21 protein-coding genes are annotated in these 22,799 nt (G+C 58.1%); 15 read left to right on the top strand and 6 right to left on the bottom strand.

Annotated features, from left to right (window positions below):
• Positions 1–93 precede the first annotated feature (93 nt).
• The gene (locus ROI90_RS14960; protein WP_315999162.1) at positions 94–867 is read right to left on the bottom strand and encodes a hypothetical protein; all 774 of its coding nucleotides are present in this window, start codon (positions 865–867) and stop codon (positions 94–96) included.
• A 197-nt stretch (positions 868–1,064) separates the two neighbouring features.
• Between ROI90_RS14960 and ROI90_RS14955 the strand changes: the two genes are divergently transcribed.
• From ROI90_RS14955 to ROI90_RS14945, 3 genes are all read left to right on the top strand, one after another.
• A complete protein-coding gene (locus ROI90_RS14955) occupies positions 1,065–1,925 on the top strand; it encodes a dienelactone hydrolase family protein (RefSeq protein WP_315999161.1) in 861 nt (286 codons plus the stop codon).
• Between the two features lie 158 nt (positions 1,926–2,083).
• Positions 2,084–2,491 (top strand): hypothetical protein, encoded by a 408-nt coding sequence (locus ROI90_RS14950; RefSeq protein WP_315999160.1) that lies wholly within the window; start codon positions 2,084–2,086, stop codon positions 2,489–2,491.
• Between the two features lie 306 nt (positions 2,492–2,797).
• Positions 2,798–4,249, top strand: a complete 1,452-nt coding sequence (locus ROI90_RS14945) for a carbohydrate-binding protein (RefSeq protein ID WP_315999159.1) — start codon at positions 2,798–2,800, stop codon at positions 4,247–4,249.
• Between the two features lie 211 nt (positions 4,250–4,460).
• Here ROI90_RS14945 and ROI90_RS14940 read toward each other — a convergent pair whose 3' ends face one another.
• On the bottom strand, positions 4,461–6,035 hold the full coding sequence (locus ROI90_RS14940) for a M28 family metallopeptidase (RefSeq protein ID WP_315999158.1): 1,575 nt from the start codon (positions 6,033–6,035) through the stop codon (positions 4,461–4,463).
• 271 nt (positions 6,036–6,306) lie between these two features.
• Between ROI90_RS14940 and ROI90_RS14935 the strand changes: the two genes are divergently transcribed.
• The 12 genes from ROI90_RS14935 to ROI90_RS14880 all read left to right on the top strand — a co-directional run bounded on the left by ROI90_RS14935 (position 6,307) and on the right by ROI90_RS14880 (position 17,981).
• Positions 6,307–7,128 carry an alpha/beta fold hydrolase gene (locus ROI90_RS14935; protein WP_315999157.1) on the top strand — a complete coding sequence of 274 codons (822 nt, stop codon included), beginning with the start codon at positions 6,307–6,309 and terminating at the stop codon, positions 7,126–7,128.
• Between the two features lie 94 nt (positions 7,129–7,222).
• On the top strand, positions 7,223–8,197 hold the full coding sequence (locus ROI90_RS14930) for a proline iminopeptidase-family hydrolase (RefSeq protein ID WP_315999156.1): 975 nt from the start codon (positions 7,223–7,225) through the stop codon (positions 8,195–8,197).
• A 141-nt stretch (positions 8,198–8,338) separates the two neighbouring features.
• Entirely contained in the window at positions 8,339–10,150 is a 1,812-nt protein-coding gene (locus ROI90_RS14925; RefSeq protein WP_315999155.1) for an ABC transporter ATP-binding protein, read from the top strand.
• Between the two features lie 27 nt (positions 10,151–10,177).
• Entirely contained in the window at positions 10,178–10,513 is a 336-nt protein-coding gene (locus tag ROI90_RS14920) for an REP-associated tyrosine transposase (RefSeq protein WP_315999154.1), read from the top strand.
• A gap of 114 nt (positions 10,514–10,627) precedes the next feature.
• Complete coding sequence (locus ROI90_RS14915; RefSeq protein ID WP_315999153.1) at positions 10,628–10,891, top strand: barstar family protein; 264 nt, start codon at positions 10,628–10,630, stop codon at positions 10,889–10,891.
• A gap of 101 nt (positions 10,892–10,992) precedes the next feature.
• A complete protein-coding gene (locus tag ROI90_RS14910; protein ID WP_315999152.1) occupies positions 10,993–11,997 on the top strand; it encodes a hypothetical protein in 1,005 nt (334 codons plus the stop codon).
• A gap of 24 nt (positions 11,998–12,021) precedes the next feature.
• The gene (locus ROI90_RS14905; protein ID WP_315999151.1) at positions 12,022–12,846 is read left to right on the top strand and encodes an alpha/beta fold hydrolase; all 825 of its coding nucleotides are present in this window, start codon (positions 12,022–12,024) and stop codon (positions 12,844–12,846) included.
• 140 nt (positions 12,847–12,986) lie between these two features.
• Positions 12,987–13,799, top strand: a complete 813-nt coding sequence (locus ROI90_RS14900; protein ID WP_315999150.1) for an SDR family NAD(P)-dependent oxidoreductase — start codon at positions 12,987–12,989, stop codon at positions 13,797–13,799.
• A gap of 173 nt (positions 13,800–13,972) precedes the next feature.
• Positions 13,973–15,040, top strand: coding sequence for an SDR family oxidoreductase (locus ROI90_RS14895; protein WP_315999149.1), 1,068 nt, complete (start codon positions 13,973–13,975; stop codon positions 15,038–15,040).
• 178 nt (positions 15,041–15,218) lie between these two features.
• On the top strand, positions 15,219–15,917 hold the full coding sequence (locus tag ROI90_RS14890; RefSeq protein ID WP_315999148.1) for a hypothetical protein: 699 nt from the start codon (positions 15,219–15,221) through the stop codon (positions 15,915–15,917).
• A gap of 166 nt (positions 15,918–16,083) precedes the next feature.
• A complete protein-coding gene (locus tag ROI90_RS14885) occupies positions 16,084–17,292 on the top strand; it encodes a porin (RefSeq protein ID WP_315999147.1) in 1,209 nt (402 codons plus the stop codon).
• Between the two features lie 41 nt (positions 17,293–17,333).
• A complete protein-coding gene (locus tag ROI90_RS14880; RefSeq protein WP_315999146.1) occupies positions 17,334–17,981 on the top strand; it encodes a DUF3885 domain-containing protein in 648 nt (215 codons plus the stop codon).
• A gap of 60 nt (positions 17,982–18,041) precedes the next feature.
• On the opposite strand, the gene ROI90_RS14875 is transcribed toward ROI90_RS14880, so the two are convergent.
• The 4 genes from ROI90_RS14875 to ROI90_RS14860 all read right to left on the bottom strand — a co-directional run bounded on the left by ROI90_RS14875 (position 18,042) and on the right by ROI90_RS14860 (position 22,725).
• A complete protein-coding gene (locus tag ROI90_RS14875) occupies positions 18,042–18,860 on the bottom strand; it encodes an enoyl-ACP reductase FabI (protein ID WP_315999145.1) in 819 nt (272 codons plus the stop codon).
• A gap of 393 nt (positions 18,861–19,253) precedes the next feature.
• Positions 19,254–20,927 (bottom strand): DNA repair protein RecN, encoded by a 1,674-nt coding sequence (gene recN, locus ROI90_RS14870; RefSeq protein ID WP_315999144.1) that lies wholly within the window; start codon positions 20,925–20,927, stop codon positions 19,254–19,256.
• 234 nt (positions 20,928–21,161) lie between these two features.
• On the bottom strand, positions 21,162–22,076 hold the full coding sequence (gene porD / locus ROI90_RS14865; protein WP_315999143.1) for a type IX secretion system protein PorD: 915 nt from the start codon (positions 22,074–22,076) through the stop codon (positions 21,162–21,164).
• Complete coding sequence (locus ROI90_RS14860; protein ID WP_315999142.1) at positions 22,069–22,725, bottom strand: phosphopantothenoylcysteine decarboxylase; 657 nt, start codon at positions 22,723–22,725, stop codon at positions 22,069–22,071. Before ROI90_RS14860 ends, porD begins: the two co-directional genes overlap by 8 nt.
• Positions 22,726–22,799 lie beyond the last annotated feature (74 nt).

Below are 22,799 nucleotides of genomic sequence, written 5' to 3'. Positions count from 1 at the left end.
AGCGGTAAAGATGCCTGGACTACGCCTCCGGCTTTGCTCAGCATGAGGGTATAGTAGTGTGGTTTCGTACGCTGGCCAACCTGCATCTACGGCCTACTGCCCGGCCGGCCTAGCATCCTTGCCATTCTCATCCAGGAAGCGCAGCACGGGCTGGTTATCCTTATCGACGCCGATAGTGAGGCGGGTGCGGCCCCGACTGTCCTTGAAATCGAGGGTGGATTGGTCGGTGTTGGCGACCAGCATCACGCGGGTAGCGCCGCGCTGGTCGGCCATAATCATGGCGGAGGAGCGGCCGGCGGTGGTGCCCACGTACAGGCGGCGCATCAGGCCCAGCTTACCCTCCTGCACGGCTTTCTGCTTTTCCTCGGGCGTGGCGTTCTTATATTTCTCTTCCAGAGCACTCATCGATTCGTCGGGCGCGTCACTAAAGGTGAGCCCCGCTTTGTAGCCGCCGCCCTGCTCCTGGTAGTTCAGGGCAATAACCTGATCCTGCCCAAACCGATCAAACGACAGGTGCCCGCCGGCCGAGGGTTTGCCGTCCTTGCCCTGCTCCCCACCGAAGATCAGGCCACCGCACTCCTCACCTTTATCGTTGAAAAACAGCATGCCAGGGTGCTCCCGCTTGTAGCTGATGTGCTTGCCATCAATGGTAACGCCCTGCGGAAACCGGGCCTTGTTGCTCATCATCATTTTCAGGGTGCCATCGGCCTCCACCAGGTTGATGCGCTCCACCGAAATTTCCCTGAACCGTACGGGTTTATCGGGCTTGCCGAAGGCGCAGAGCAGGGCTACCATTGGGACCAGCGTAGCGCCCAGGGCGTAGGCTTTGAGGAATTTTACGTCGCGGGCTAGTTGGTGCGTATCCATGAGCAGGGGGTTGTTACGGGTGATTGATGCGCCAAAGCTGCGGCCCCGCCGGCCCGAATGCAGGCCTTTTCGCGGGAGTGCCGGAAAAATCGTGGGAGTGCCGGAAACCAGGGCGCGAGTGAAGCCAGAACGGCGGTGCAGCTTCGGGCCGGTTTGTCTATCTTTCCCTGACTACCACCACTTCTCCCTCCCGCCGCATGGACCAGCGCATCATCAACCTCTTCGACGAGTACACCCACGCCCCGCTCAGCCGCCGCGACTTCCTGGACCGGCTGCACCAGCTGGCGGGCGGCGCGGCCCTGGCGGCGGCGGCCCTGGCCGTGCTGGAACCCGGCTACGCCCAGGCCGCCACGGTATCCATAGCGGATGACAAGCTGGTGGAGGAAACGGTCAGCTGGCCCGGGGCGGCCGGCACCGAAATGAAGGGCTACCTGGTGCACCCCAAAGGTAAGAAGAAGCGTGGCGCGGTGGTGGTCATCCACGAAAACCGGGGCCTCACGCCGCATATTAAGGACGTGACGCGGCGCGTGGCCCAAGCCGGCTACCTGGCGCTGGGCGTTGACGCGCTGTCGGTGTTCGGGGGCACGCCGGCCAATGAGGACGAGGGCCGCACGCTCATCGGCAAGCTAGATAAGCAGCAGAACCTGGAAAACTACCTGGCCGGCCTGCGCTACCTGCGCCAGCGCCCCGACTCTAACGGCAAAACCGGCTGCGTGGGCTTCTGCTGGGGCGGGGCCCTGGCCAACAGCCTCGCCGTGCACGATGCCCAGCTGAACGCCGCCGTGGCCTATTACGGCACTCAGCCCCCCGCGCCCGAAGCGGCCCGCATCAAAGCGCACCTATTGCTGCACTACGCCGGCCTCGACGAGCGGGTAAACGCCGGTAAAGACGCCTGGGAAGCCGCCCTGAAAGCCGCCGGCGTGCATTACGAGCAGTATGTGTACGAGGGCGTCAACCACGCCTTCAACAACGACTCCTCCCCCGCCCGCTACAACGCCGAGGCCGCCCAGCTGGCCTGGAGCCGCACGCTGAAGTTGTTTAAAGAGCAGCTGGGGTAATGGTGGCCGAGTTGATTGGGTTAGGTGAATGGCGGAATCCAATGAAACCTCAGTACCCGGACGTAGCCTGCTTTGTAGATGACAGCTGGCCCGAGGCGGAACGCCAAACTACTTTACAGTATCTCCATCAAGGCCGCCCACTGCATTACTGGATGGGTATGGAACGCTGCCTTTTGGGCTGCGGACAACGCCTGCACAGCACGGGCTGTACTGATGGCGCATACTACTGGCCCGAAAGCATGCTTCACTACCTGGAACATCATGCCGTGCGGCTGCCAGATACGTTTATGTCTTATCTACATCAGCAATCAGCTTTTCCAGCGGATAAGGCGGCGGCCGTAGATGAAATTACGCTAGCTGATTTTTCCTGGTGGAAAACGCAACAGGGCTGGCAGCCAGATGCTTCTTCTCTGCGCCACCTAGGGCAGCCGGAAATTCGTGACTACCTCCGACGCTATGACCGGCAGTGTATTGACTATTCAACCATATCCTCGCCTGCCGATAAGGTCGCCCTTACACGTATGGTGGCGGAGTTACGGAAGCTACTTCTGCTGCAGGCGGGGTAGCTATTCACCAACCGTTGGCCTTACTGGAGTGCAAAGCCAGTATTTTTTTTCTTGTTTTTTAGCCGCACCGGCCCGCCAGCTACCCAGCTGCGCGGGCCGCTTTTTTGCCGGTTTGGGGTGGTTTGAGCGTTGTGCGGTAGGCGTATAAGCTGTTCAACAAGGGGCAGTTGACCGGTGGAGCAAGGCTTGCATTTGAGGAAAAATGGGTGAAACCTTAGCCAACCCCAAAGGCCTTGCCACCGGGTTGCGGCCGGTTTTCAGCTGGCCTACTACCGCTCTTTCGTTCCACCAATTCCCACACAACCAATGAAACACCAGTTTACCTCCCTTCTGGGAGCAGCGGCTCTGTGCCTGCTCGGCTCCCTTACTGCCCAAGCCCAGACCTACCAGCAGGTGTGGGCCGATGAGTTCAACGGCAGCATCAGCTCCAGCTGGGTATTTGAAACCGGCGGCGGCGGCTGGGGCAACAACGAGAAGCAGTACTACCAGCGCGCCAACGCCACCGTTACCAGCACCGAGCTGCAGATTACTGCCCGCAAGCAAACCGTGGGTGGTATGCCCTACACCTCGGCCCGCATGAAAACCCAGGGCACCAAGGAGTTTAAGTACGGTAAGGTAGAAGCGCGCATCAAGATGCCCCTGGGCCAGGGTCTGTGGCCGGCGTTCTGGATGCTGGGCAGCAACATCAATACGGTGAGCTGGCCGGCCTGCGGCGAAATTGACGTGATGGAGCACGTTAACACCGAAAACAAGGTGTACGGCACCGTGCACTGGGACAACAACGGCCACGCCGAATACGGCGGCAACACCATCACCTCACCCGATGCCTACCATGTGTACGCCGTGGAGTGGGAGCCTACCTACATCCGCTGGTTTGTGGATGGCACTAAGTTTCACGAAATCAACATCAGCAACAACGCGGGCGGCACCGAGGAATTTCAGCGCCCCTTCTTCCTGCTGCTGAACCTGGCCGTAGCCGGCAACTGGCCCGGCCAGACGGTGGACGAGAGCAAGCTGCCCGCCACCATGTCGGTAGATTATGTGCGGGTGTACCAGAAAACCACGGCCTCTACGGCTACAACCTTGCAGGCCGAAAGCTACAGCGCCATGAACGGTGTGCAGGTAGAAGCCACCTCGGATACAGGCGGGGGCCAGAACGTGGCCTACGTGGACGCCGGCGACTGGCTGGCCTACAACAGCGTCAACTTCCCCACTTCCGGCAATTACCTGCTTGAGTACCGCGTGGCCAGTCCCTCGGGCGGCACCTTGTCGTCGGATTTGAACGCCGGCGCCGTGCAGCTGGGCAACACCGCCATTCCGGCCACGGGCGGCTGGCAGAACTGGACTACCGTATCGAAAACCGTGTACGTGAATGCGGGTACCTACAATTTTGGCGTGTTTGCCCAAACCGGCGGCTGGAACCTCAACTGGATTCGGATTTCCCGGGCCAGCAGCGCCCGGACCGCCGGCTCTGCGGCCACGGCTGCAGCCTCACCCGCAGCAGCAACCGGCCCCTTTGATGTGGCCGTGTACCCCAACCCGCAGGTAGCCGGCGCCCCGCTCAGCATTCAGCTGGAAAACGCCGACCTCACCCAGCCCACCACCGTGCAGGTGCTGGATGCGAGTGGCCGGCAGGTGTGGCAGCACACGGCCTTCGGCAACTCGGTGGAAGTAAGCCGCAGCCTGCCCGGCGGCCTCTACCTGATCCGGGCCACCAACGCCGCTGGCAAAGTCACGAAGAAGCTGTTGGTGCAATAGCACAAGGGTGAGGTTGTGAAATGGTGAACTTGTGAACGGGCTGCCAGTGCGAGCAGCGCGAAGCAATCTATCCTTCACGAAGCACCAGCTCTCAACCTACGCAAAAGCCCCTGACGCCAGCACGGACGTCAGGGGCTTTTGTATAGGTCAGAAGTTGGTGCTTTATAAGATGGCCTCACAATTTCGCCACCTCACAATTTCACCCTTACTGCTACATCCGCTGCTCGGGCTTGGCGGCAGGCAGGGTTTTGCGGGGCAGCTTGGCGTCGCGCATGGCGGCCTGGTACACGAAGGACGCTACCACTACGGAAGCCTGCTTCATGTCATCGGCGGGCAAACGCTCGTAGGTATCCATGTTGGTGTGGTGGGTGCGGGTACCATAGTCCAGGGGGTCCTGAATGAACTGGAAGCCCGGCAGGCCCACCGCGTCGAACGAAAGATGGTCGGTGCCGCCGGTGTTGCGCAGCGTAACGGTGGTAGCCCCCAACTCGGCGAAGGGCTGGAGCCACTCCCGGAAGATGGGCGCGGCGGCCTCGTTGCCCTGGGCGTAAATGCCCCGGATTTTTCCGGCTCCGTTATCGAGGTTGAAGTAGGCGGCCAGCTTCTCGTGCTCGGGCAGCAGCTTCATGGTGGCGGGGTCGGCGAAGTGGTTTTTCACGTAGCCGCGCGAACCAAACAGACCCTGCTCTTCCTCACCCCACAGCGCTACCCGAATGGTGCGGCGGGGCTGCACGCCGGCCGCTTTCAGGATGCGTACGGCTTCCATCATCACGGCGCAGCCGGCGGCGTTGTCGGTAGCGCCGGTGGCGGCGTGCCAGGAGTCAATGTGGGCGCCCAGCATCACCACTTCACTTTTCAGCTTTTTATCGGTGCCCGGAATTTCAGCCACCACGTTGTAGCCTTTCAAATCCTGGGTTTGGAAGCGGGTGCGGGTTTCCAGCTCAATTTCCACCGGAATGCCGGCTTCGGCGAGACGGATGAGGCGCAGCTGGTCTTCGGGGGCCATTTCCAGCTCGGGCAGTACGGGCTTGGCATCGGCGGCGTAAGGGGCGCCGTTGCTGGTAAAGAAGGTACCATCGGAACCGCCCCGGGTACTCAGGATTGCCGCCGCACCTTCGCTCAGAATCATATCCGACATCTTGGTGCGCAGGGCCATCATGGTGCGGCGCTGGGCCATACGCTTCTCCATTTCGGCGGCGTCAGGCGTAGCGGCGGGGGATTCGGGCTTGAAATCGGCCATTTTTTGCAGCTCCTCCGCAGTATAGCGCCGGGCGTCTGCCTCGAAGCTGGGCTTGGGCGGGTTGGCCACATCCAGCAACACTACCTTGTCGCGCAGTTGGCCTTTGTACTTATCCAGTTCCGCCTCAGTGGTGGCTTTCACCACAATCACCTGCTTTTTGAGGGGGCCGTTGGTGCTGGGCGTCCAGGCTTTAGGGGCTCCGATGAGGGTGTGATAGTACGGGGCCGTCATAGCTACGTACGACTTCTCAATATCCCAGCCCCGCCCGAAGGTACCCCAGGGCTCGATGGTGGCTTTGCTCAGGCCCCAGGTAGTGAACTGCTTCTGCGTCCATTCGTTAGCGCGGGCCAGACCGGCCGAGTTGGCCAGGCGGGGGCCGCACACGTCGGTGAGGTAAAAGGCCGTTTCCATCACTTTGGAGCGGTTCATACCCTCATCTTTGATTTTGGCCAGCATGGCCGGGTCGGCTTTGGTGCCTTGCTGGGCAAAAGCGGGAGCCGCTAGGGCCAGGCCGCCGGCCAGCGCCAGGAGTTGAAGTTTGTTCATTCGGGGTTGGTTGTAGAGTGGAGGTTTCTACCGCTAAAGAACCACAAAACCCGCTGACGTTGCAGACTATGCACCAGGGCGTCATTTCCCGCAATGGTGAGGTGGTCGGGCCCTACTGTGTGGGTACAAGCGGACTGACAAAATATTTCTCGTTTTAGTACTATGCCAGCCTGTTTCATGCCGTGCTTACTCTCTGTACAGTTCAGCTTGTTCCTATTTTGATAATTCGTAGGATTTGAATAGTAATTTTATTAAATATTACTATTAATCAATGTTATTTTCACATAATGCTACACCCATGAATGTGCTGAAGCGCAACAATGTGCATGTAGCTGGTCAGGGAAGCCGCACACTACTGTTCGTGAATGGCTTCGGCTGTGACCAAAGTATTTGGCGCTACTTACTTCCGGCCCTTTCCGAGCGTTTCCAGCTTGTTCTCTTCGACCACGTTGGCCTGGGCCTCTCGGAGGTGGCAGCCTATGAACACACCAAATACAACTCTCTCAATGGCTACGCCCAGGATGTACTGGAAATCTGCCACTCCCTGGACCTGAGGCAGGTTACTTTGGTAGGCCACTCGGTGGGGGCCACAATTGGTATGCTGGCCGCCATTCAGGAGCCGGAGCTTTTCCGGCAGCTAGTGCTGCTGTGTCCCTCCCCCTGCTACGTGAACGAGCCGGGCTACCACGGGGGCTTCGACCGGGCCGATATTGAGCAGATGCTAGCCTTCATGGAAAAGGATTACGTGGGATGGGCCGACTCCTTCGCCCCCTTCATTATGGGCAACCCCGACCGGCCCACACTTTCCGCAGAACTGATTCATAGCTTTTGCCAGAACGACCCCGTCATTGCCAAGCAGTTCGCCCGCGTCACCTTCCTCTCCGATAACCGCCCCGACGTGCAACAGCTCCGGACGCCTTGCCTGCTGGTGCAGTGCGCCCAGGATTTTGTGGCCCCTCCGGAGGTAGGCGAGTTTCTGCGCCAGACTATTATGGGCGCCACCCTCCTCACACTACCGGTAGCCGGCCACTGCCCCCACGTTAGCGCCCCCACCGAGGTTCTGAATGCCATTGAGGCTTTTGCGGCAGCCTAGCGCAACGGCGCTGCTGGAAGGCCGCACTACTGAACAAGCAAAATCTTTGCGGATATTGGGCTTCATTCTGTGATTCACATTTATTCGCTATTGCGTGTTGCTTCGCTCCCTGTTATTCACTCTGCTGTGCACCTTGCCCTGGTTGGCCACTGCCCAAACGCCCGCCCCCGACAGCAGCTACGCGGCCAAGCTGCAAGCCCCGGGGGTGAAGATGATACCCATCGATAATAAGTATAAGGTATGGACCCAGAAAGTGGGCACGGGTAAAATAAAGCTGTTGGTGCTGCACGGCGGCCCCGGCAACACCCACGAATACTTCGAGAATTTCCCTCAGTACCTGGCCAAGGAGGGCGTGGAAATCTACTACTACGACCAGCTCAACTCCTACCACTCCGATAAAACCGACGATAAAAGCGTGTGGGCTATTTCCCGCTTCGTGGAGGAGGTGGAACAGGTGCGCCAAGGCTTGGCCCTGGAGCAGTTTTACCTGCTGGGCCACTCCTGGGGCGGCATGCTAGCCCTGGAGTACGCCGCCAAACACCCCGAACATATCAAGGGGCTTATCACCTCCAATATCGGCTACAAGGCCACCGTGTTCAACAAGCACCGGTTCAGCCAGTACGCGGCCGTTATTCGGCGGCAAGCGGCCCAGGAAGGGAAAGTCATTGCCGGCCTTGATACGATGGGGCTGATGAGCCTCGGACCCTACATCACGCCGGCCGTCACCACGGAGTTCCGCAGCCTGCACATGATGCGCCGCCAGCCGGAGCACCCCACGTTCACGCGCAGCCAGGCGCATATCACCCGTACATACGGAGCATACTTTATGCCCTACATGTTGGCCTGGGACTTCTCCGACCGTATGGCTGCCATCAAGCCGCCCACGCTGGTTATCGGTGCCCAGCACGATTTCGTGCCGCCCGTTGACATTGCCTACATGCAAAAGCACATTCCCAACTGCCAAGCTTACGTTTGCCCCGAAGGCTCGCACTACGCCATGTGGGACGACCCCGAGCATTACTTCCCGGCCCTGATCAAGTTCCTGCGCAAAACGGAGCGGAAAGGGTAACTCTGGTGTTTTTGGGCTGACCAATAGAATGCAGAGCAAATTGACTAGCCGATTTGCCATTTCGATTTACCTATTCACCTACCATAACCCCACCCCTGCCCCGCTCGTCTAACCGGCTAGTTCTTACTTAGCTGCTGCTGCATGAGCCTTTGGGAAATTATTAAGCGCCTGCTGCCCTACGTGCGGCCCTACCGGGGGCTCGTCATTGCCACGCTGCTGCTCACGCTGGTCGGTTCGCTGGCGGCGCAGGTCAACCCCTTCGTACTACGCTACACCGTGGATACGGTGCAAGAAATGCTGGACCGCAACCAGGGACTGGTGCACGGGGCCAACCTACTGCTGCTGGTGAGTGGGCTGCTGCTGGGCAAGGAAATCATCAACACGCTCATTCAGTTCGGGCAGAAGTTTTACGGGGAGAAAATCCGCATCAACGTGTCCAGCACGCTTTCCCAGGATGCCGTGCACAAGGTGCTGAGCTACGAGTTGGGCTTTTATTCCGACAGCGGCAACCAGACCGGCAAGCTCCAGACCCGCATTGATCGGGGCGTGGAGAGCCTGATGAAGCTGGTGCAGAACTTCTTTATTGATATTCTGCCGCTGTTTGCCAACTCCATTGTGGCGTTGGTAATTATGTTTATGGCCAACGTGTACGTGGGGCTGGTGGCCGTGGCGGTGCTGCCCGTGTACTTCTGGTTGAGCTACCGCCAGGCCGATAAGCTTAACGGCACCCGCCGGGCATTGCGCGGGCTGCGCGAGGCCAAAAGCCAGGGCCTCGTGAATCTGATTGATTCGGCGGTGGTCATCAAGAGCTTCGTGCGCGAGGATTATGAGGAGCAGAAGCAGGCCCAGGTACAGCAGAACCTGCAGGAAGCCCAGCTGGAAACCCGCAAAACCAACTTTCTCTACGACGGCCTCAAAACCTTCACCGAGCAGATTGGGGTGGTGTTCATCATCATCCTGACGGCCTACCTGGTGCTCGATAGGCAAATCAGCATTGGGGCCATCATGTTCCATATCCTGCTGTTCAACAACGTATCGGCCCCTATCCGGCAGCTGCACCGCATTTACGATGAAATGAACGACGCCCTCACCTACTCCGAGGGCTTTTTCGATATTCTCGATGCTCACGAGGCCGTGGAGCCCACCGGCCCGCTCAAGCCCGACCACCTGCAAGGCACCTTCGATATCTGCAACGTGGATTTCACCTACCCCAGCGGCACCCAGGCCTTGCATGATGTGTGCCTGACCATTGAGGCGGGCAAAACCACGGCGCTGGTGGGCCTCAGCGGGGCCGGCAAGAGCACCATCATCAACCTGCTGTGTAAGTTCTACGCCCCCGACCACGGCCGAATGCTGCTCGATGGCAAGCCCCTGGCCGACTACGACACCCACGCCCTGCGCCAGCAAATTGGGCTGGTGCTCCAGAAAAACCACATTTTCAAGGGTACCATTGAGGAAAACATCCGCTACGGGGTAATGGATGCCACCCTCGACCAGATCAAGGCAGCCGCCAAACAGGCGTATCTGCACGAGCAAATCATGGAGCTCCCGAAAGGCTACCAGAGCGACGCCCAGCAGCTCTCCGGGGGCCAGCAGCAGCGCATTGCCATTGCCCGGCTGTTCCTGAAAAACCCGCCCATTATCTTCCTCGATGAGCCCACCGCCTCCCTCGACGCCATTGCCACCGAGCAAATCAAGAACTCCCTCGACGCCATCAAGCAGGGCCGCACCGTGGTTATCATCTCCCACAGCCTGGCCCAAATCGTGGATTCTGACTGCATCTACGTGATGAAGCAGGGCCGTATGGTGGAAAGCGGCACCCACGAGTACCTCTACGACCTGCGCGGCACCTACCGCGAAATCTTCGACGCCTCCGCCCGCAGCCTCAACATTGAGAAGCTGGCCCGGGTGATGGTAGATGAGGAAGATGAGGTAGGCGACACGGCGGGGTAGTAGCGCGAACCAACCGTAGCTCACCTTGTGGCGGCTTCCCTGCATCATTTCCATAGCAAAGCGTATAAACTGCTCTGCTACTGCATTATGCCGAATCATGTGCACGTAATTGTTTCCCCGCCGGAAAATGCCCCATCATTAGCCGAAACACTACAACGCATCAAAGGCTACACCGCTCTACAGGCCAACAAGCTATTAGGCCGCACTGGCCAGTTCTGGCAGCGCGAAACCTATGACCATATTGTACGCAACAGTGAGGAAATGCAGCGGATAATTGCTTACGTGGTGAACAACCCGGTGAAAGCTGGATTAGTCGAAAGCTGGGAACAATGGCCTTACACGTACTGGCCCGAAGTAACATAACAACCACAGCAACACAGCAGTAGCGCGAACTTTGCAGTTCGCGTCCCCGCGCCATTGGATCCGCCCAACCGGCGCGGGGACGCGAACTACAAAGTTCGCGCTACATTTAGCCCCATGACCCTCGACCTCACCGGCATCACCAGCAAAGCCGCCATTCACCAGCTGTTCAAAGAGCAGCTGGGCTTTGAAGAGTGGTACGGCCCGAGTTGGGACGCCTTTTGGGATTCCATCATTGCCATTGTGGAAATGCCACCCGTGCTAACGCTCACTAACTGGGAGGAATTTGCCCGTTGCTGCCCTCGCGACATGGAGATTCTGCGGCAGGTAATACAGGATTATGAGGAGGAGATGCGCCCGAAGCGGATTGTACTGGGATAAATGATGCGGCAAGTGGTTGGAAAGGAATAGAAGAACCTTTGGCTAATCGTATCGGCCTAGAGGAAGGTTTACCTTTACGCTGCCTATTTGCCTCGCAACTGATGAAGTACCTCCTGCTTATTGCGCTACTGCTAGCCCAGCTTCCGGTCTGCGCTCAGAAAGCGTCGTTTACTATTCGTACTATCTCGCTGCCCCCAGAAATTGCGGATAAGAACAACCAGTTTTCCGGGTTATTCTTGCGCGGCAAGGAGCTGCTGCTCCTCTCCGAAAGCCGCTTGCAGGACCGCGCTGAGGCAAAAGTGTATGGCATCAGCCTTGGCAGTCTGGACGACCAACTAGCTGGCCGCTCAACCACTGCTGCGTTCAAGAAATACCGTATTCAGGGGCTCGACCGGATAAAGGCCCGAATTGATAGCGCCTGCCAACTGTACGAGGGGCTGGAGGGCCTTACTATGATTGGCAACGACGCCTACTTCACTATTGAAACAGCTACTCAATCGGCGTACTGCTACGTGGTGAAAGGCCTGTTGAGCGAAGAAAGCGCCACTATCACCATGGACACCAACTACCTGGCGCCGCTGGCAAAACCGGCGCTTACCAATGGCACCCATATTCACAACGCTGGTTTTGAGGCGGCCACTGGCTACAATCAGAGCCTGCTATTCCTCTTCGAGTACAACTATTTCACCCACGACAACGTGGCCTTCCAGCTGCCTACCGCGGCCGTCCGGAATGATATTCCGCACTATGTGCCGGTGCAGCGCCTGCCCTTCCGTATCACCGACCTGGTGTACGAGGGTAAAAACCGCTTTACGGCCATTAATTACTTCTACAAAGGCGACGAAGACAGCGTGTACCGCGCGCCTGGCACCGACCCAAACGCCCGCTTCATCCAAAACGGCAGCAGCTACCACAACTATTGCCGCCTAATTAGTTTGCGCTATAGACGTGACAAAATCACCTGGAAGCCCTTGTTCGAGCTGCCGCGGGAGTACATGACCTACAACTGGGAAGGCCTGGCCGCCTACCGGGGCGGGTATTTTCTGATAAATGACAAGTACGGGCCTTCGGGCCAATCCACGTTACTGTATCTTCAGAGGAAGTAACGCCTCCGTTTACACCCGCTACTTATGCCACGCTGCCCACTGATCCTGTTATTTTTAGTGTTGGGCCAGTTGGCCTGGGGCCAAAAGGCCGTACCATACGGCCAAAATCCGGCCGCTGGCAAGTTTGCCACGGTGCGCGGCATAAAGCTGTACTACGAAACGTATGGCACGGGCGCTCCACTGCTGCTACTACATGGCAACGGTGGCAGCAGCCAGGATTTCGCCAAAACCATTCCCTACTTCGCCAGAAAGCACCGCGTCATTGCTCTCGACAGCCGGGCCCACGGCCAATCGGTAGATGCCGGCGACTCCCTGAGCTTTGAACTGCTGGCCGATGACTGCGCCGCTCTGCTCACCCACCTCCGTCTCGACTCGGCCTACGTGCTGGGCTGGAGCGACGGGGGCATTACTGCCCTGCTATTGGCGCAGCGTCATCCGGGCAAAGTAAAGCGCCTGGCTGTTACCGGTGCCAACCTCTGGCCCGACTCCACGGCCCTGATGCCCGAGTTGTGGCAGCAGATGAAACGGGGCTACCAGGAAGGCCGCACCCAGACCTTCACTGACCCCAAGCGCCGCAACGACTGGAAAGTGTTTCTGCTGGATTGGCGGCACCCGCACGTGCCGTTGCCAATGCTGGCGGGCATCAAAGCTCCCGCCTTCATTATTGCCGGTGACCGGGACGTGATTCGGCCGGAGCATACGGTAGCTATTTACCAGAGCGTACCCCGGGCTTGGCTCTGGATTATACCCAACAGCGGCCACGCCACCCTGCACGAGCACGCCGATGAGTTCAACCGCAAGGTGGATGAGTTCTTCCGGGCCAAGTCCATATCGGCCCCGGCTCACTAACAACATCTTCACACTCAAGCACCTGTGAGTAGCGGCTTCCTGACAATTTGCGAGTGCCGGGGCTATGTACTTAAAACCCGACAATAACCGGGTGCGAAAAGGGTGCGTTAGCCCTAGCCTAACTTAGCCTTCCCATTCTTATGGCATCCACATCCAAAACGGCCCTTATTACGGGCGGCACCAGCGGCATTGGCCGGGAGCTGGCTACTTGCTTTGCCCAGGATCAGTACAACCTTATTTTGGTGGCCCGCAATCAGCAGGAGCTCGACCAGGCAGCTCAGGAAATCAAGCAGCAGCACGGCGTAGAGGTGACTACCATTGCCAAGGACCTATTTAAGCGCGAAGCTCCGTTTGAAGTGTATGAGCAGGTAAAGGCCAGCGGCACGCAGATTGACGTACTGGTAAACGATGCTGGCCAGGGCCAATATGGCACCTTCGATACCACCGACATCAACCGGGAGCTGGACATTATTCAGCTGAATATTGGGGCCTACGTGACATTTACCAAGCTGTACCTGCAGGAAATGCTGGGCCGGGGCGAAGGCAAAATTCTACTGGTAGGCAGCATTGCCGGGGAGCTGCCTGGCCCCCTGCAGGCGGTGTACCACGGCACTAAGGCTTTCGTGAATTCTTTCGCCGAGTCCATTCAGAACGAGAACAAGGACAAGGGCGTCACCATCACCAACCTGCTGCCCGGCCTTACCGACACCGACTTCTTCAACAAAGCCGACATGGCCCGGGCCAAGAACGTAGCCGAGAAAAGCGGCATGTCGGTGGCGGCGGAGGTGGCCAAGGATGGCTACAAAGCACTGATGGCGGGCGAAAACCGGGTAATTTCTGGGTTCATGAATAAGGCCCAGGTAACAGTAAGCAACATGCTACCCGATGAGCTGGTTGCCGCGAAAGTTCATCAGGAAAGCAAGCCCCTTGATGACAACGAAAGCGCGCACTAGAGCCGGCATTTTGTAGCATTTCCGTGCAGGCCCGGCCCAAACAAGGCCGGGCTTTTGGCAAGCTGGGCAGTACTTATTTCCCATATGGTGCGGGAAGATTTGCGGTTTGAGCGGTTATAGTAGCTTCCGCCCCATACAGCGCGACTCACTACCCCCCTTTTTTCTTTCGCATAATGTCAAATACAGCGCTTATAGTAGGTGCCAGCGGCATCATTGGCAGCAACCTGGCCCAGGAGCTGTTGGCCCACGGCTGGCCAACCTACGGCCTGGCCCGCTCACCCCGTACCGATGTACCCGGCCTGCACCCCGTACCGGCCGACTTACTATCACCCGGCAGCCTAGACGCCGCCTTGCAGGGCCTGACCCCCACTCACGTGTTCATCACCAGCTGGATGCGCCAGGACACGGAGGCGGAGAACATCCGGGTAAACAGCCGGATGGTGCGCAACCTGCTGGCTGCCCTAGCTTCCAAAAAATCGGTGCGGCACGTGGCGCTGGTCACGGGGCTCAAGCATTATCTGGGGCCATTTGAAGCGTACGTGAGTGGGGGCACGCCGCCGCCCACGCCTCTGCGGGAGGAGCAGCCCCGCCTTCCCCTCGACAATTTCTACTACGCGCAGGAAGACGAGGTATACGCCGCCGCCGGCCGCGACGGGTTTACCTGGAGCATCCACCGTCCCCACACCATCATTGGCAAGGCCGTGGGCAACCTCATGAACCTGGGTACCACGCTGGCCGTGTACGCCAGCATCTGCCGGGAAACCGGCCGCCCTTTCCGCTGGCCCGGCTCCGAAGCCCAGTGGAACGGCCTCTCCGACGTAACCGACGCCCGCATCATTGCCAAGCAGCTGCGCTGGGCCGCCACTACCGAGGCTGCCCAAAACCAGGCGTTCAACATTGTGAACGGGGACGTGTTTCGGTGGAGCTGGCTGTGGCCCCGCCTGGCGGCTTGGTTTGGCGTGGAAAGCGCAGGCTTTAATGGTACGATTCGTCCGTTGGAAGCCGAGCTACGCCAGGACGCCGCCGTGTGGCGTGAAATTGCCGAGCGCCACGGCCTCGCTGAGCCCGACCTTAACCGCCTGGCCTCCCCCTGGCACACCGACCTGGATTTGGGCCGCCCTATTGAGGTGATGACCGATATGGTCAACAGCCGCAAGCGGGGTTTTCTGGAATACCAATCCACCGAGGAGTCGTTCCTGGATCTGTTTGCCCAGCTCCGCACCGACCGACTGATTCCGTAATCGGAGCGGGATGGAGGCGCAGTATAGTGCGTCTTTGCCCTACGCAAACCGGCCCCAACTTCGCTTCGCAGCGTTGTGGGGCCGGTTTAGTGTTTCTGCCTGAGCCTTTACGGATGACCAACGTATACAAGCGGAGCAGTGGCGCGCTTGCGCCGCGGAGTTTACTCAGCCTTTTCCTATGCAGAAGTTCACCGTAGAACGCCTCACCTTTGATACCATCACCCACCTGCCCAATTCCTGGGAGCCGGCCGATTACAAAGCCTTGCTCCTGAAAACCGGCTACGATAATCCCGACGAAATTGCCGCCAGCGAGTTAACCGACATGGCCCACATGGCTCTCACCGACTTGGAACCCGCTGAGTCGGCCCAGTTGGTGCTGGAATATCTGTTCGAGGACCAGCTTACCACTGGCCAGATAGAAAACCTGGCCCACCAGATGCTCACCGAGAAATTATGGGAGGAAAACCCGGAGCTAAGCCAGCACGAAGGCTTTTTTAAAGCTACCCAGCTGTTATACACAGCCTACAACGGCAAATTTCCCCGCGCCGAGGCCGTGCAGTTTCAGGTGCAGCTTACTGCCGAAGATGCCGAGGCGCTGACCATCTTCGACCAGCAGCCCGAAGCCCCGCTCCTGCGCCTGCTGGCCCAGGGTATGCCCGATAACACCCTGCTCAAGCGCCTGTTTCATGAGCAGCTCGATGGTACCAGCTTCCCCGAAGCCGCCAGCATTATCTGGCAGCTTACGCCCTCACAGAAAGTCAATAATTCGGTAGTTTTTGATGTGGTTAGCTCTGCCTACTGGCTTGATGACTTCAAGTACGCTGACACCTACGAAGCCACTGCCCAGGCTGATGTAGCAGCCGCAGACGCGGAGTAGCTCCAACTTACTGAGCCCGTAGTATTCGTTCAACATCAACCGGCCCCCGCTAACGCAACTTAGCGGGGGCCGGCCTGCGCATAAGGGCATTGGTAACACTGCCGTAATACACCCGACACATTCAGGTAATAGATAATGCCGCACTTTGTGTCAGCATTATCATTTCATGAAGAAACTGTTAATCATCTTGTTATTGCTGGCTGCAGGACGAGCCCACGGGCAAGCCGCCGACTCGGTTTCCTCGGAGCCGGCACCAGCCAAAAAGTGGTACCAGGCGGTTTCGGTGCGAGGCTACGTGCAGGCGCGCTACAACCGGCTGCTGGAAACCAACCCCGACCTCACCTGCGAGCAGTGCGACCGGTCGTGGGGCCGTAATGGCGGGTTTTCGTTGCGGCGGGTGCGCATCATTTTCTTCGGGCAGCTGCACGAGCGGGTGTACTTCTACATTCAGCCCGATTTCGCCAGCACGCTCAGCGGTAGTTCCTCGCTGAATGCCACGCTCCTGCGCGACGCTTACATTGACCTGGGCCTGGATAAGGCCAGCCAGTTCCGGGTGCGGCTGGGGCAGAGCAAGATTCCCTTCGGTTTTGAGAACATGCAATCGAGCCAGAACCGCCTGGCCCTGGACCGCAGCGACGGAATCAACAGCTCTTTTTCCAACGAGCGGGACCTGGGAGCCTTCCTCTACTGGGCCCCCAGCGCCGTGCGCCAGCGTTTCAGCCGCCTGGTGAAAGACGGCCTGAAAGGCTCCGGCGACTACGGCGTGGTAGGCATTGGGGCCTTTAACGGCCAGACCGCCAACCGCCCCGAACTCAACAACCAGCGCCACATCGTGGCCCGCGTCACGTACCCACTGGAAATTGGCGGCCAACTCATCGAGCCGGCGTTGCAGGCGTATTCCGGCGAATACGTGGTGAACCGGGACCAGCTTTCCAGTGGCGTGAAGCACCGTCCCGACCTTCGCTACCCCGACCAGCGCGTGGCCGCTACCTTCGTGGTGTATCCGCAGCCCTTCGGCCTGCAGGCCGAGTACAATGTGGGCCGCGGCCCCGAGTTCAACCCACGCACCGACAGCATCGAAACCCAGCGTCTGCACGGGGGCTACCTGCTGCTCAACTACCGCCTCCAGCACAAAGGCCAGCAGTTCTACCCCTTCCTGCGCGCCCAGTACTACGACGGCGGCAAGAAGCACGAGCGGGATGCCCGCAGCTACACCGTGCGTGAGGCTGAGTTGGGCGTGGAGTGGCAGCCGTTCCCGAGCTTCGAGCTGGTAACGATGTACACCTTCTCCAACCGCCGCTTCGAGGATTTCCAGAAGCCCGATAACCGCCAGCGTGGCGGCTTACTGCGCATTCAGGCCCAGTTGAATTTCTGAGGGGGCAGGCACTGTATCTTGCACTGCCTGACTTCTTACGCATGTCTTCTCCGCTAACTCAGTTCTTTCAGCAGCACGCCACCAAACCACTGGATTCCCGCTTGCTGTACTATGAACTGCCAGCTTGGATTCGTTTCGACCTGCAAGGAAGCCTTGCGCCTGATGAAGCCGGATACTTTGCCCAAGTTTCGCACCGCGCTGCTACCCTGTTCACCGCCGCCTTCGCGCCAACTGACGAGGTACTACTGGTGTATCAGGAGCACCGCTACAAACGCTACCGTATTCGCAGCAAAAGTTACCTGTTCCGACAGTTAGATATTTACAAGCAAGACGTCACGTTTCAGAAACGATGGGCCATACCTAACCAACTGGCATACCATGAAGGACGTTGGACCCAGGCTTTTTATACTACGCTTGCGGCCCAAATACCGTATCAGGCCCTGCTAGAGGCCATCAGTTACCAGGATTTCCCGAATCAGAACAAAGCGGCTATTCACGGTCCGCTTTATTTCTTCAACCAGACCACGGGGCTTATCTTCTTCATGTATGATGACCGCGGAATACTTATCAGCAGCAACACTCCCGAGACAACCCGGCCTTTATACCAGGAATACAACGACTGGATTCTCGACTATGACCGGGCAACCATAGACACTACGTTTGCAACAACTACGTCTCCTACACCCTGAACGCAACAACGCCCGACCAACTTGGCCGGGCGTTGTCGTTTACTAAAAGAGCAGAACAGATTACTGCTTGGCGTTCGACATGAGGTCTACGATTTCCTCCGAGATGCCGGTGGTGCTGAAGCCGCCGTCGTGCATCAGGTTCTGCATGGTCACGTAGCGGGTCAGGTCCGAGAACAGGCTGATGCAGTAGTCGGCGCAGGCTTCGGCCGGGGCGTTGCCCAGGGGTGAAAGACGGTTGGCGTACTCGTAGAACGCGTCGAAACCGCTGATACCGGTGCCGGCCGTGGTTTTGGTGGGCGACTGGCTGATGGTGTTCACGCGCACTTTCTTGAGCTTGCCGAGGCGCTGACCGTAGCTGCGGGCAATGCTTTCCAGCATCGCCTTGGCCTGCGACATATCGGTGTAATCCAGGAAGGCGCGCTGGGCGGCAATGTAGCTCAGGGCCACGGCCGAGCCCCACTCGTTGAAGGCATCCTGCTTCTCGGCCACGGCCAGCATCTTGTGGAATGACAGCGCCGACACGTCGAGGGTTTTCTGGTACCACTCGTAGTTCAGCTCGCCGTAGTGCTTGCCCTTGCGGATGTTGGCGCTCATACCAATGCTGTGCAGCACGAAGTCGAGCTTGCCGCCGAGGTGCTCCTGCGCGCCCGAGAAGAGCTTTTCCAGATCCTCCATCGAGGTGGCGTCGGCCGGAATGATGGGCGCGTTGCACTGCTCCGAGAGCTTGTTGATTTCGCCCATGCGCATGGCCAGCGGGGCGTTGGTAAGCACAAAGCGGGCCCCTTCGGCGTGGGCCTTCAGGGCTACTTTCCAAGCAATAGATTCTTCGTTCAGCGCGCCGGAAATGATACCGACTTTGCCCGCGAGTAGGTTAGGCATAGGTTCAGAGTTTAGGATGCGCTAAGATAATGGAGCCATTGTAATTCCCTGTCTTAGGAATTTCATAGGATGATCCAAGCTGCTAAAAGACCTCCTAACACGTAGAATCCAATCAACAGTTTTAGAAGCCGCAGCTTCCCTGAGCAGTACAGGTCAGTTACTAGCAATAGGCTATGAAATACCAGTATTGTCCACGCTATCCACGTCCAGAAATGCTGGCTGGTGTTAAAGGAATGGCTGCTAAACAAGTATCCGAAAGCCAACCAGAATAACACCTTGGAAAGCCTTGTCAACTTAGCAAGCACTGTCACTATGTGTAAGCTAACATCTGAGCTATGCATTTGAATACAACTATGATGATTAGCTAAGTTAGCAGCAATTCATGCACCACTACTACCCCGCCATTTCCACGCCGCGCAGGGCCAGTAGCTCCCGGGCGCTCTGGTAGGCGTGCTGGCTGGGGTTGGCCCCGGAAATCATCTGGGCAATTTCGTGTACCCGCTCTTCCTGGCTGAGCTGGCGGATACGGCTCACGGTGCGGTCGGTGCGGTCTTCCTTGTATACGAAGTAGTGGGCGTCGCCGGCGGCGGCCATCTGGGGCAGGTGGCTAATGGTAATGAGCTGGTGCTTTTTGGCCATCTGCTGCATCATGCGGCCCACTTTCACGGCAATTTCCCCGCTGATGCCAGTGTCAATTTCATCGAACACTATCGTCGGCAAAGCGGTTTTATCGGCTAGCATGTACTTAATGCAGAGCATCAGGCGGGAGAATTCTCCGCCCGAAGCCGACTTGCTTAGCGTCTGGGGCTGGGCGCCTTTGTTGGCCGAGAATAGGATGCTTATGACATCAATGCCGCTGGCGGTGGGGGCGCTTTCCTGGTGCTGCACCACAATGCGGGAATGCGGCATACCCAACTCCATGAGCAGGGAGGCCAGCTCCTTCTCGAACTTGGGGAACACCTTGCGGCGGGCCTCCGAGAGGCGAGCCGCCTGCTTAGTAATGGTGGCCAGGCTGGCTTCTACTTCCCGACGCAGGCGAGTTATCTGCTTATCCAGGTTCAGCACCGAGCCTACTTTGTCGCGCAGGTCGGCGCGCACAGCCAGCAGGGCTACTACATCCCGCACCTGGTGTTTGCGCTGCAGGCTGTAGAGAATGTTTAAGCGGTTTTGCAGTTCGTCGATGCGGGCCGGGTCGCCCTCAGTGCGGCGCTCCACGGCCTCAATCTCGTCGGCAATATCGTGCAGTTCAATCAGGCAGCTGTCTAGACGGGTTTTCAGTTCCCGCACCGGCTCCGAGTAAGCGGCAATCTGGCCCAGCATGGAAGCGGCATCCTTCAGGGCCCCGGCGGCGCAGTATTCCCCCTCCGACAGCCCCTGCAAAGCATGGGTGAGCTTGAACTTGATTTCCTCGGCGTGCTCCAGCTCCTTCACTTCCCGCTCCAGCTCGTCCTGTTGCTCGTTGTCGAGGGCGGCGTCTTCTAGTTCGTTCAGCAGGAAACTGTGATAATCCAGCTCTTTATTGGCTTGGGCTACTTGGTCTTCCAGGGCTTTCAAATCTGACTCCTGCTTGCGGTACTGGCGGTACGCATTGCTGTATTGCCCCCGCATCGGCACCAAGCCGGCATATAAATCCAGCAGATTCAACTGAAACACCGTGTCGCCGAGCAGCAGCGTATCGTGCTGGGAGTGAATATCCATCAGGTTGGCCCCAATGTGGCGCAGGGTTTCCAGCGTTACGGGCGTATCATTGATGAAGGCCCGGCTTTTCCCGGCCGGACTAATTTCCCGACGCAGGATGCATTGCTGGTCATAGTCCAGGTCCTCCGACTCAAAAATATCCTGCAACTGGTAGCTGCGAATATCAAACTGCCCCTCAATCACGCACTTCTTGTCCGTGTCAAAGAGCATGCGCGAGTCGGCGCGGTTGCCGAGCAGCAGCCCAATGGCGCCCAGCATAATGGACTTACCCGCCCCGGTTTCACCCGTGATAATGTTGAGCAGGGCCGAGGGCCGCAACTGCAGTTTTTCAATCAGCGCGTAGTTCTGAATTCGCAGATCAACCAGCATAACAAACCAAATGAAGGCCGGAATGCCGGCCGTAGCTGCCAAAGAAACTAGGCTACGGGCCGGCCAGCAACAGGCAAGTCTAGTAGCTTTAGCAAAGCTACTAGTTCATTTAGTCAAATGCCAACATGTTTCGCCAGAAAGATTCCCAACTCGCTCTTGCAAACAACACCTCAGTGTGTTCCTAGTAGGTTAATGGCTACCCCAGATCCGTCAGGTGGCTTGCAAAGCCACGTTTTATGGCTGCCGCAGAATCGTTTGGTAGCGGGCGGAATTAGTGGGGTCTACTTCGGTGAGTAGGGTAGTTACCTGGGTTTTCTGCTGCTGGTCGGGGCTGGTGCGGAACACGTTGGAGATTTCCTCGGCCTTGGTGGTAAAGAAGGCGCGAGCCAACAGGGTGCCGGGCCGACGCTGTACGGCCTGCTGCACACTCTGCAGAGCCGTAGCCATACTAGCTCGGGCTTCTTCAGGCTTGGTAATAAATATATCCATGCCCTGCCGATAGTAGGCATAAATAGCGCTTCGGAAAGCTTCCAACTGCGGGTCCTGCAGGTTATTAAGCAGCCAATACCGGTTGCCGTTGTTGGTGTCTTTCCATCCTTCATCGGCCTCGTTGGTGATATTCTGCGAGGCGGCGTTTACCAAAATAGTGCGGGCCCGGTCGTAGTAAGGGGAGCCACTCAGGGGCGAGAAGCTGTCCTGGTCCATGCCAATGATGATATAGGCATAGAACGTCAGCAACGACGACAGATTCCCGACAAACGTCGTTTCGGAATAGTCGATAGGGTTTTGGGGGGAGTAGTTGAACAGCCAGCCTCGGTCGGCGAAGCTTAGCAGGTTAGTTTCGTAGCCGGTACCATACACCGGGCGCGTACTTAGTACCCGCACCGTGGCCCGGTACGTACCATTCTGCGGAATTTCGGTAATACCCACAAACACTTTGCAGCGAATCTTTTCCTCGGGCCGGTATACCTTATTGGTGAAGGACCGCGTGTTCAGAAACGTCTGCATGTCGTTGCGCATCTGCTGCACCAGCTGCCGGTCCGATATGGTCACATTTTCGGTGGACACGGTTACTTCGGCCAGCAGTTCCTGAGCCTGAGCGGCGGCGGCGCAGCTGAAAAGGCACAGCAAAAAGAAGAGTTTACGCATGAGGCTGGGGTAAACGACGAGCCAATACCGAACGCACAATATCACGCGCCACGTCCGTCTTGGCTTTCAGTTCGAAGGTAGTTATTCGGCCGTCAGCATCCAGCAAAGTCACTTTATTGGTATCGTGGCGAAAACCGGCCCCGGCATCACGCAGGGAGTTCAGCACCACCATATCAAAGTTTTTGCGCTGGAGTTTACCGAGGGCGTGCGCGTGTTCGTTCTCCGTTTCCAACGCAAAACCTACCGAAAATTGTTCGGGCCGCTTGGTTTTCCCCAGCTCGGCAGCAATGTCTACGTTCTTTACCAGCTCTAGCGTGAGGGTTTCACCCGCTTTTTTGATTTTCTGCTCGGCTACCTGGGCCGGGCGGTAGTCAGCCACGGCAGCGGCAAACACCCACACATCGGCCGCGGCGGCTTCCACTACAGCCGCCTCATACATTTCCTGAGCAGTTTGCACGCGCACCGTCTGGATGCGGGCATTGCTTGGGTCGGGCAGATTAGTGGGCCCACTGATAAGGAGAACCTCAGCCCCTTCCGCCGCGAAGGTTTCAGCTAGTGCATAGCCCATTTTGCCGGTGCTATGGTTGCCAATAAACCGCACTGGGTCCAGGGGTTCGTAGGTAGGGCCGGCAGTGATGAGGACGCGCATTTTCAATTAAGAATGAAGAATTAAAAATTAAGAGGCGGTTCCGTAATGCGCGCTTACTGTCTGCTCTGGGCGGC

This window comes from Hymenobacter endophyticus (assembly GCF_032464715.1).
GTDB classification, from domain to species: domain Bacteria; phylum Bacteroidota; class Bacteroidia; order Cytophagales; family Hymenobacteraceae; genus Hymenobacter; species Hymenobacter endophyticus.
Note: the sequence above shows the minus strand (reverse complement) of the source record. Positions and strands in the feature narration are given on the sequence as shown.

Bases quoted from the DNA above. Each gene is read 5' to 3' on its own strand.
- ROI90_RS14960 (WP_315999162.1), bottom strand. From the start codon at position 867: ATGGATACGCACCAACTAGCCCGCGACGTAAAATTCCTCAAAGCCTAC.
- ROI90_RS14955 (WP_315999161.1), top strand. From the start codon at position 1,065: ATGGACCAGCGCATCATCAACCTCTTCGACGAGTACACCCACGCCCCG.
- ROI90_RS14950 (WP_315999160.1), top strand. From the start codon at position 2,084: ATGGAACGCTGCCTTTTGGGCTGCGGACAACGCCTGCACAGCACGGGC.
- ROI90_RS14945 (WP_315999159.1), top strand. From the start codon at position 2,798: ATGAAACACCAGTTTACCTCCCTTCTGGGAGCAGCGGCTCTGTGCCTG.
- ROI90_RS14940 (WP_315999158.1), bottom strand. From the start codon at position 6,035: ATGAACAAACTTCAACTCCTGGCGCTGGCCGGCGGCCTGGCCCTAGCG.
- ROI90_RS14935 (WP_315999157.1), top strand. From the start codon at position 6,307: ATGTTATTTTCACATAATGCTACACCCATGAATGTGCTGAAGCGCAAC.
- ROI90_RS14925 (WP_315999155.1), top strand. From the start codon at position 8,339: ATGAGCCTTTGGGAAATTATTAAGCGCCTGCTGCCCTACGTGCGGCCC.
- ROI90_RS14915 (WP_315999153.1), top strand. From the start codon at position 10,628: ATGACCCTCGACCTCACCGGCATCACCAGCAAAGCCGCCATTCACCAG.
- ROI90_RS14910 (WP_315999152.1), top strand. From the start codon at position 10,993: ATGAAGTACCTCCTGCTTATTGCGCTACTGCTAGCCCAGCTTCCGGTC.
- ROI90_RS14905 (WP_315999151.1), top strand. From the start codon at position 12,022: ATGCCACGCTGCCCACTGATCCTGTTATTTTTAGTGTTGGGCCAGTTG.
- ROI90_RS14900 (WP_315999150.1), top strand. From the start codon at position 12,987: ATGGCATCCACATCCAAAACGGCCCTTATTACGGGCGGCACCAGCGGC.
- ROI90_RS14895 (WP_315999149.1), top strand. From the start codon at position 13,973: ATGTCAAATACAGCGCTTATAGTAGGTGCCAGCGGCATCATTGGCAGC.
- ROI90_RS14890 (WP_315999148.1), top strand. From the start codon at position 15,219: ATGCAGAAGTTCACCGTAGAACGCCTCACCTTTGATACCATCACCCAC.
- ROI90_RS14885 (WP_315999147.1), top strand. From the start codon at position 16,084: ATGAAGAAACTGTTAATCATCTTGTTATTGCTGGCTGCAGGACGAGCC.
- ROI90_RS14880 (WP_315999146.1), top strand. From the start codon at position 17,334: ATGTCTTCTCCGCTAACTCAGTTCTTTCAGCAGCACGCCACCAAACCA.
- ROI90_RS14875 (WP_315999145.1), bottom strand. From the start codon at position 18,860: ATGCCTAACCTACTCGCGGGCAAAGTCGGTATCATTTCCGGCGCGCTG.
- recN (WP_315999144.1), bottom strand. From the start codon at position 20,927: ATGCTGGTTGATCTGCGAATTCAGAACTACGCGCTGATTGAAAAACTG.
- porD (WP_315999143.1), bottom strand. From the start codon at position 22,076: ATGCGTAAACTCTTCTTTTTGCTGTGCCTTTTCAGCTGCGCCGCCGCC.
- ROI90_RS14860 (WP_315999142.1), bottom strand. From the start codon at position 22,725: ATGCGCGTCCTCATCACTGCCGGCCCTACCTACGAACCCCTGGACCCA.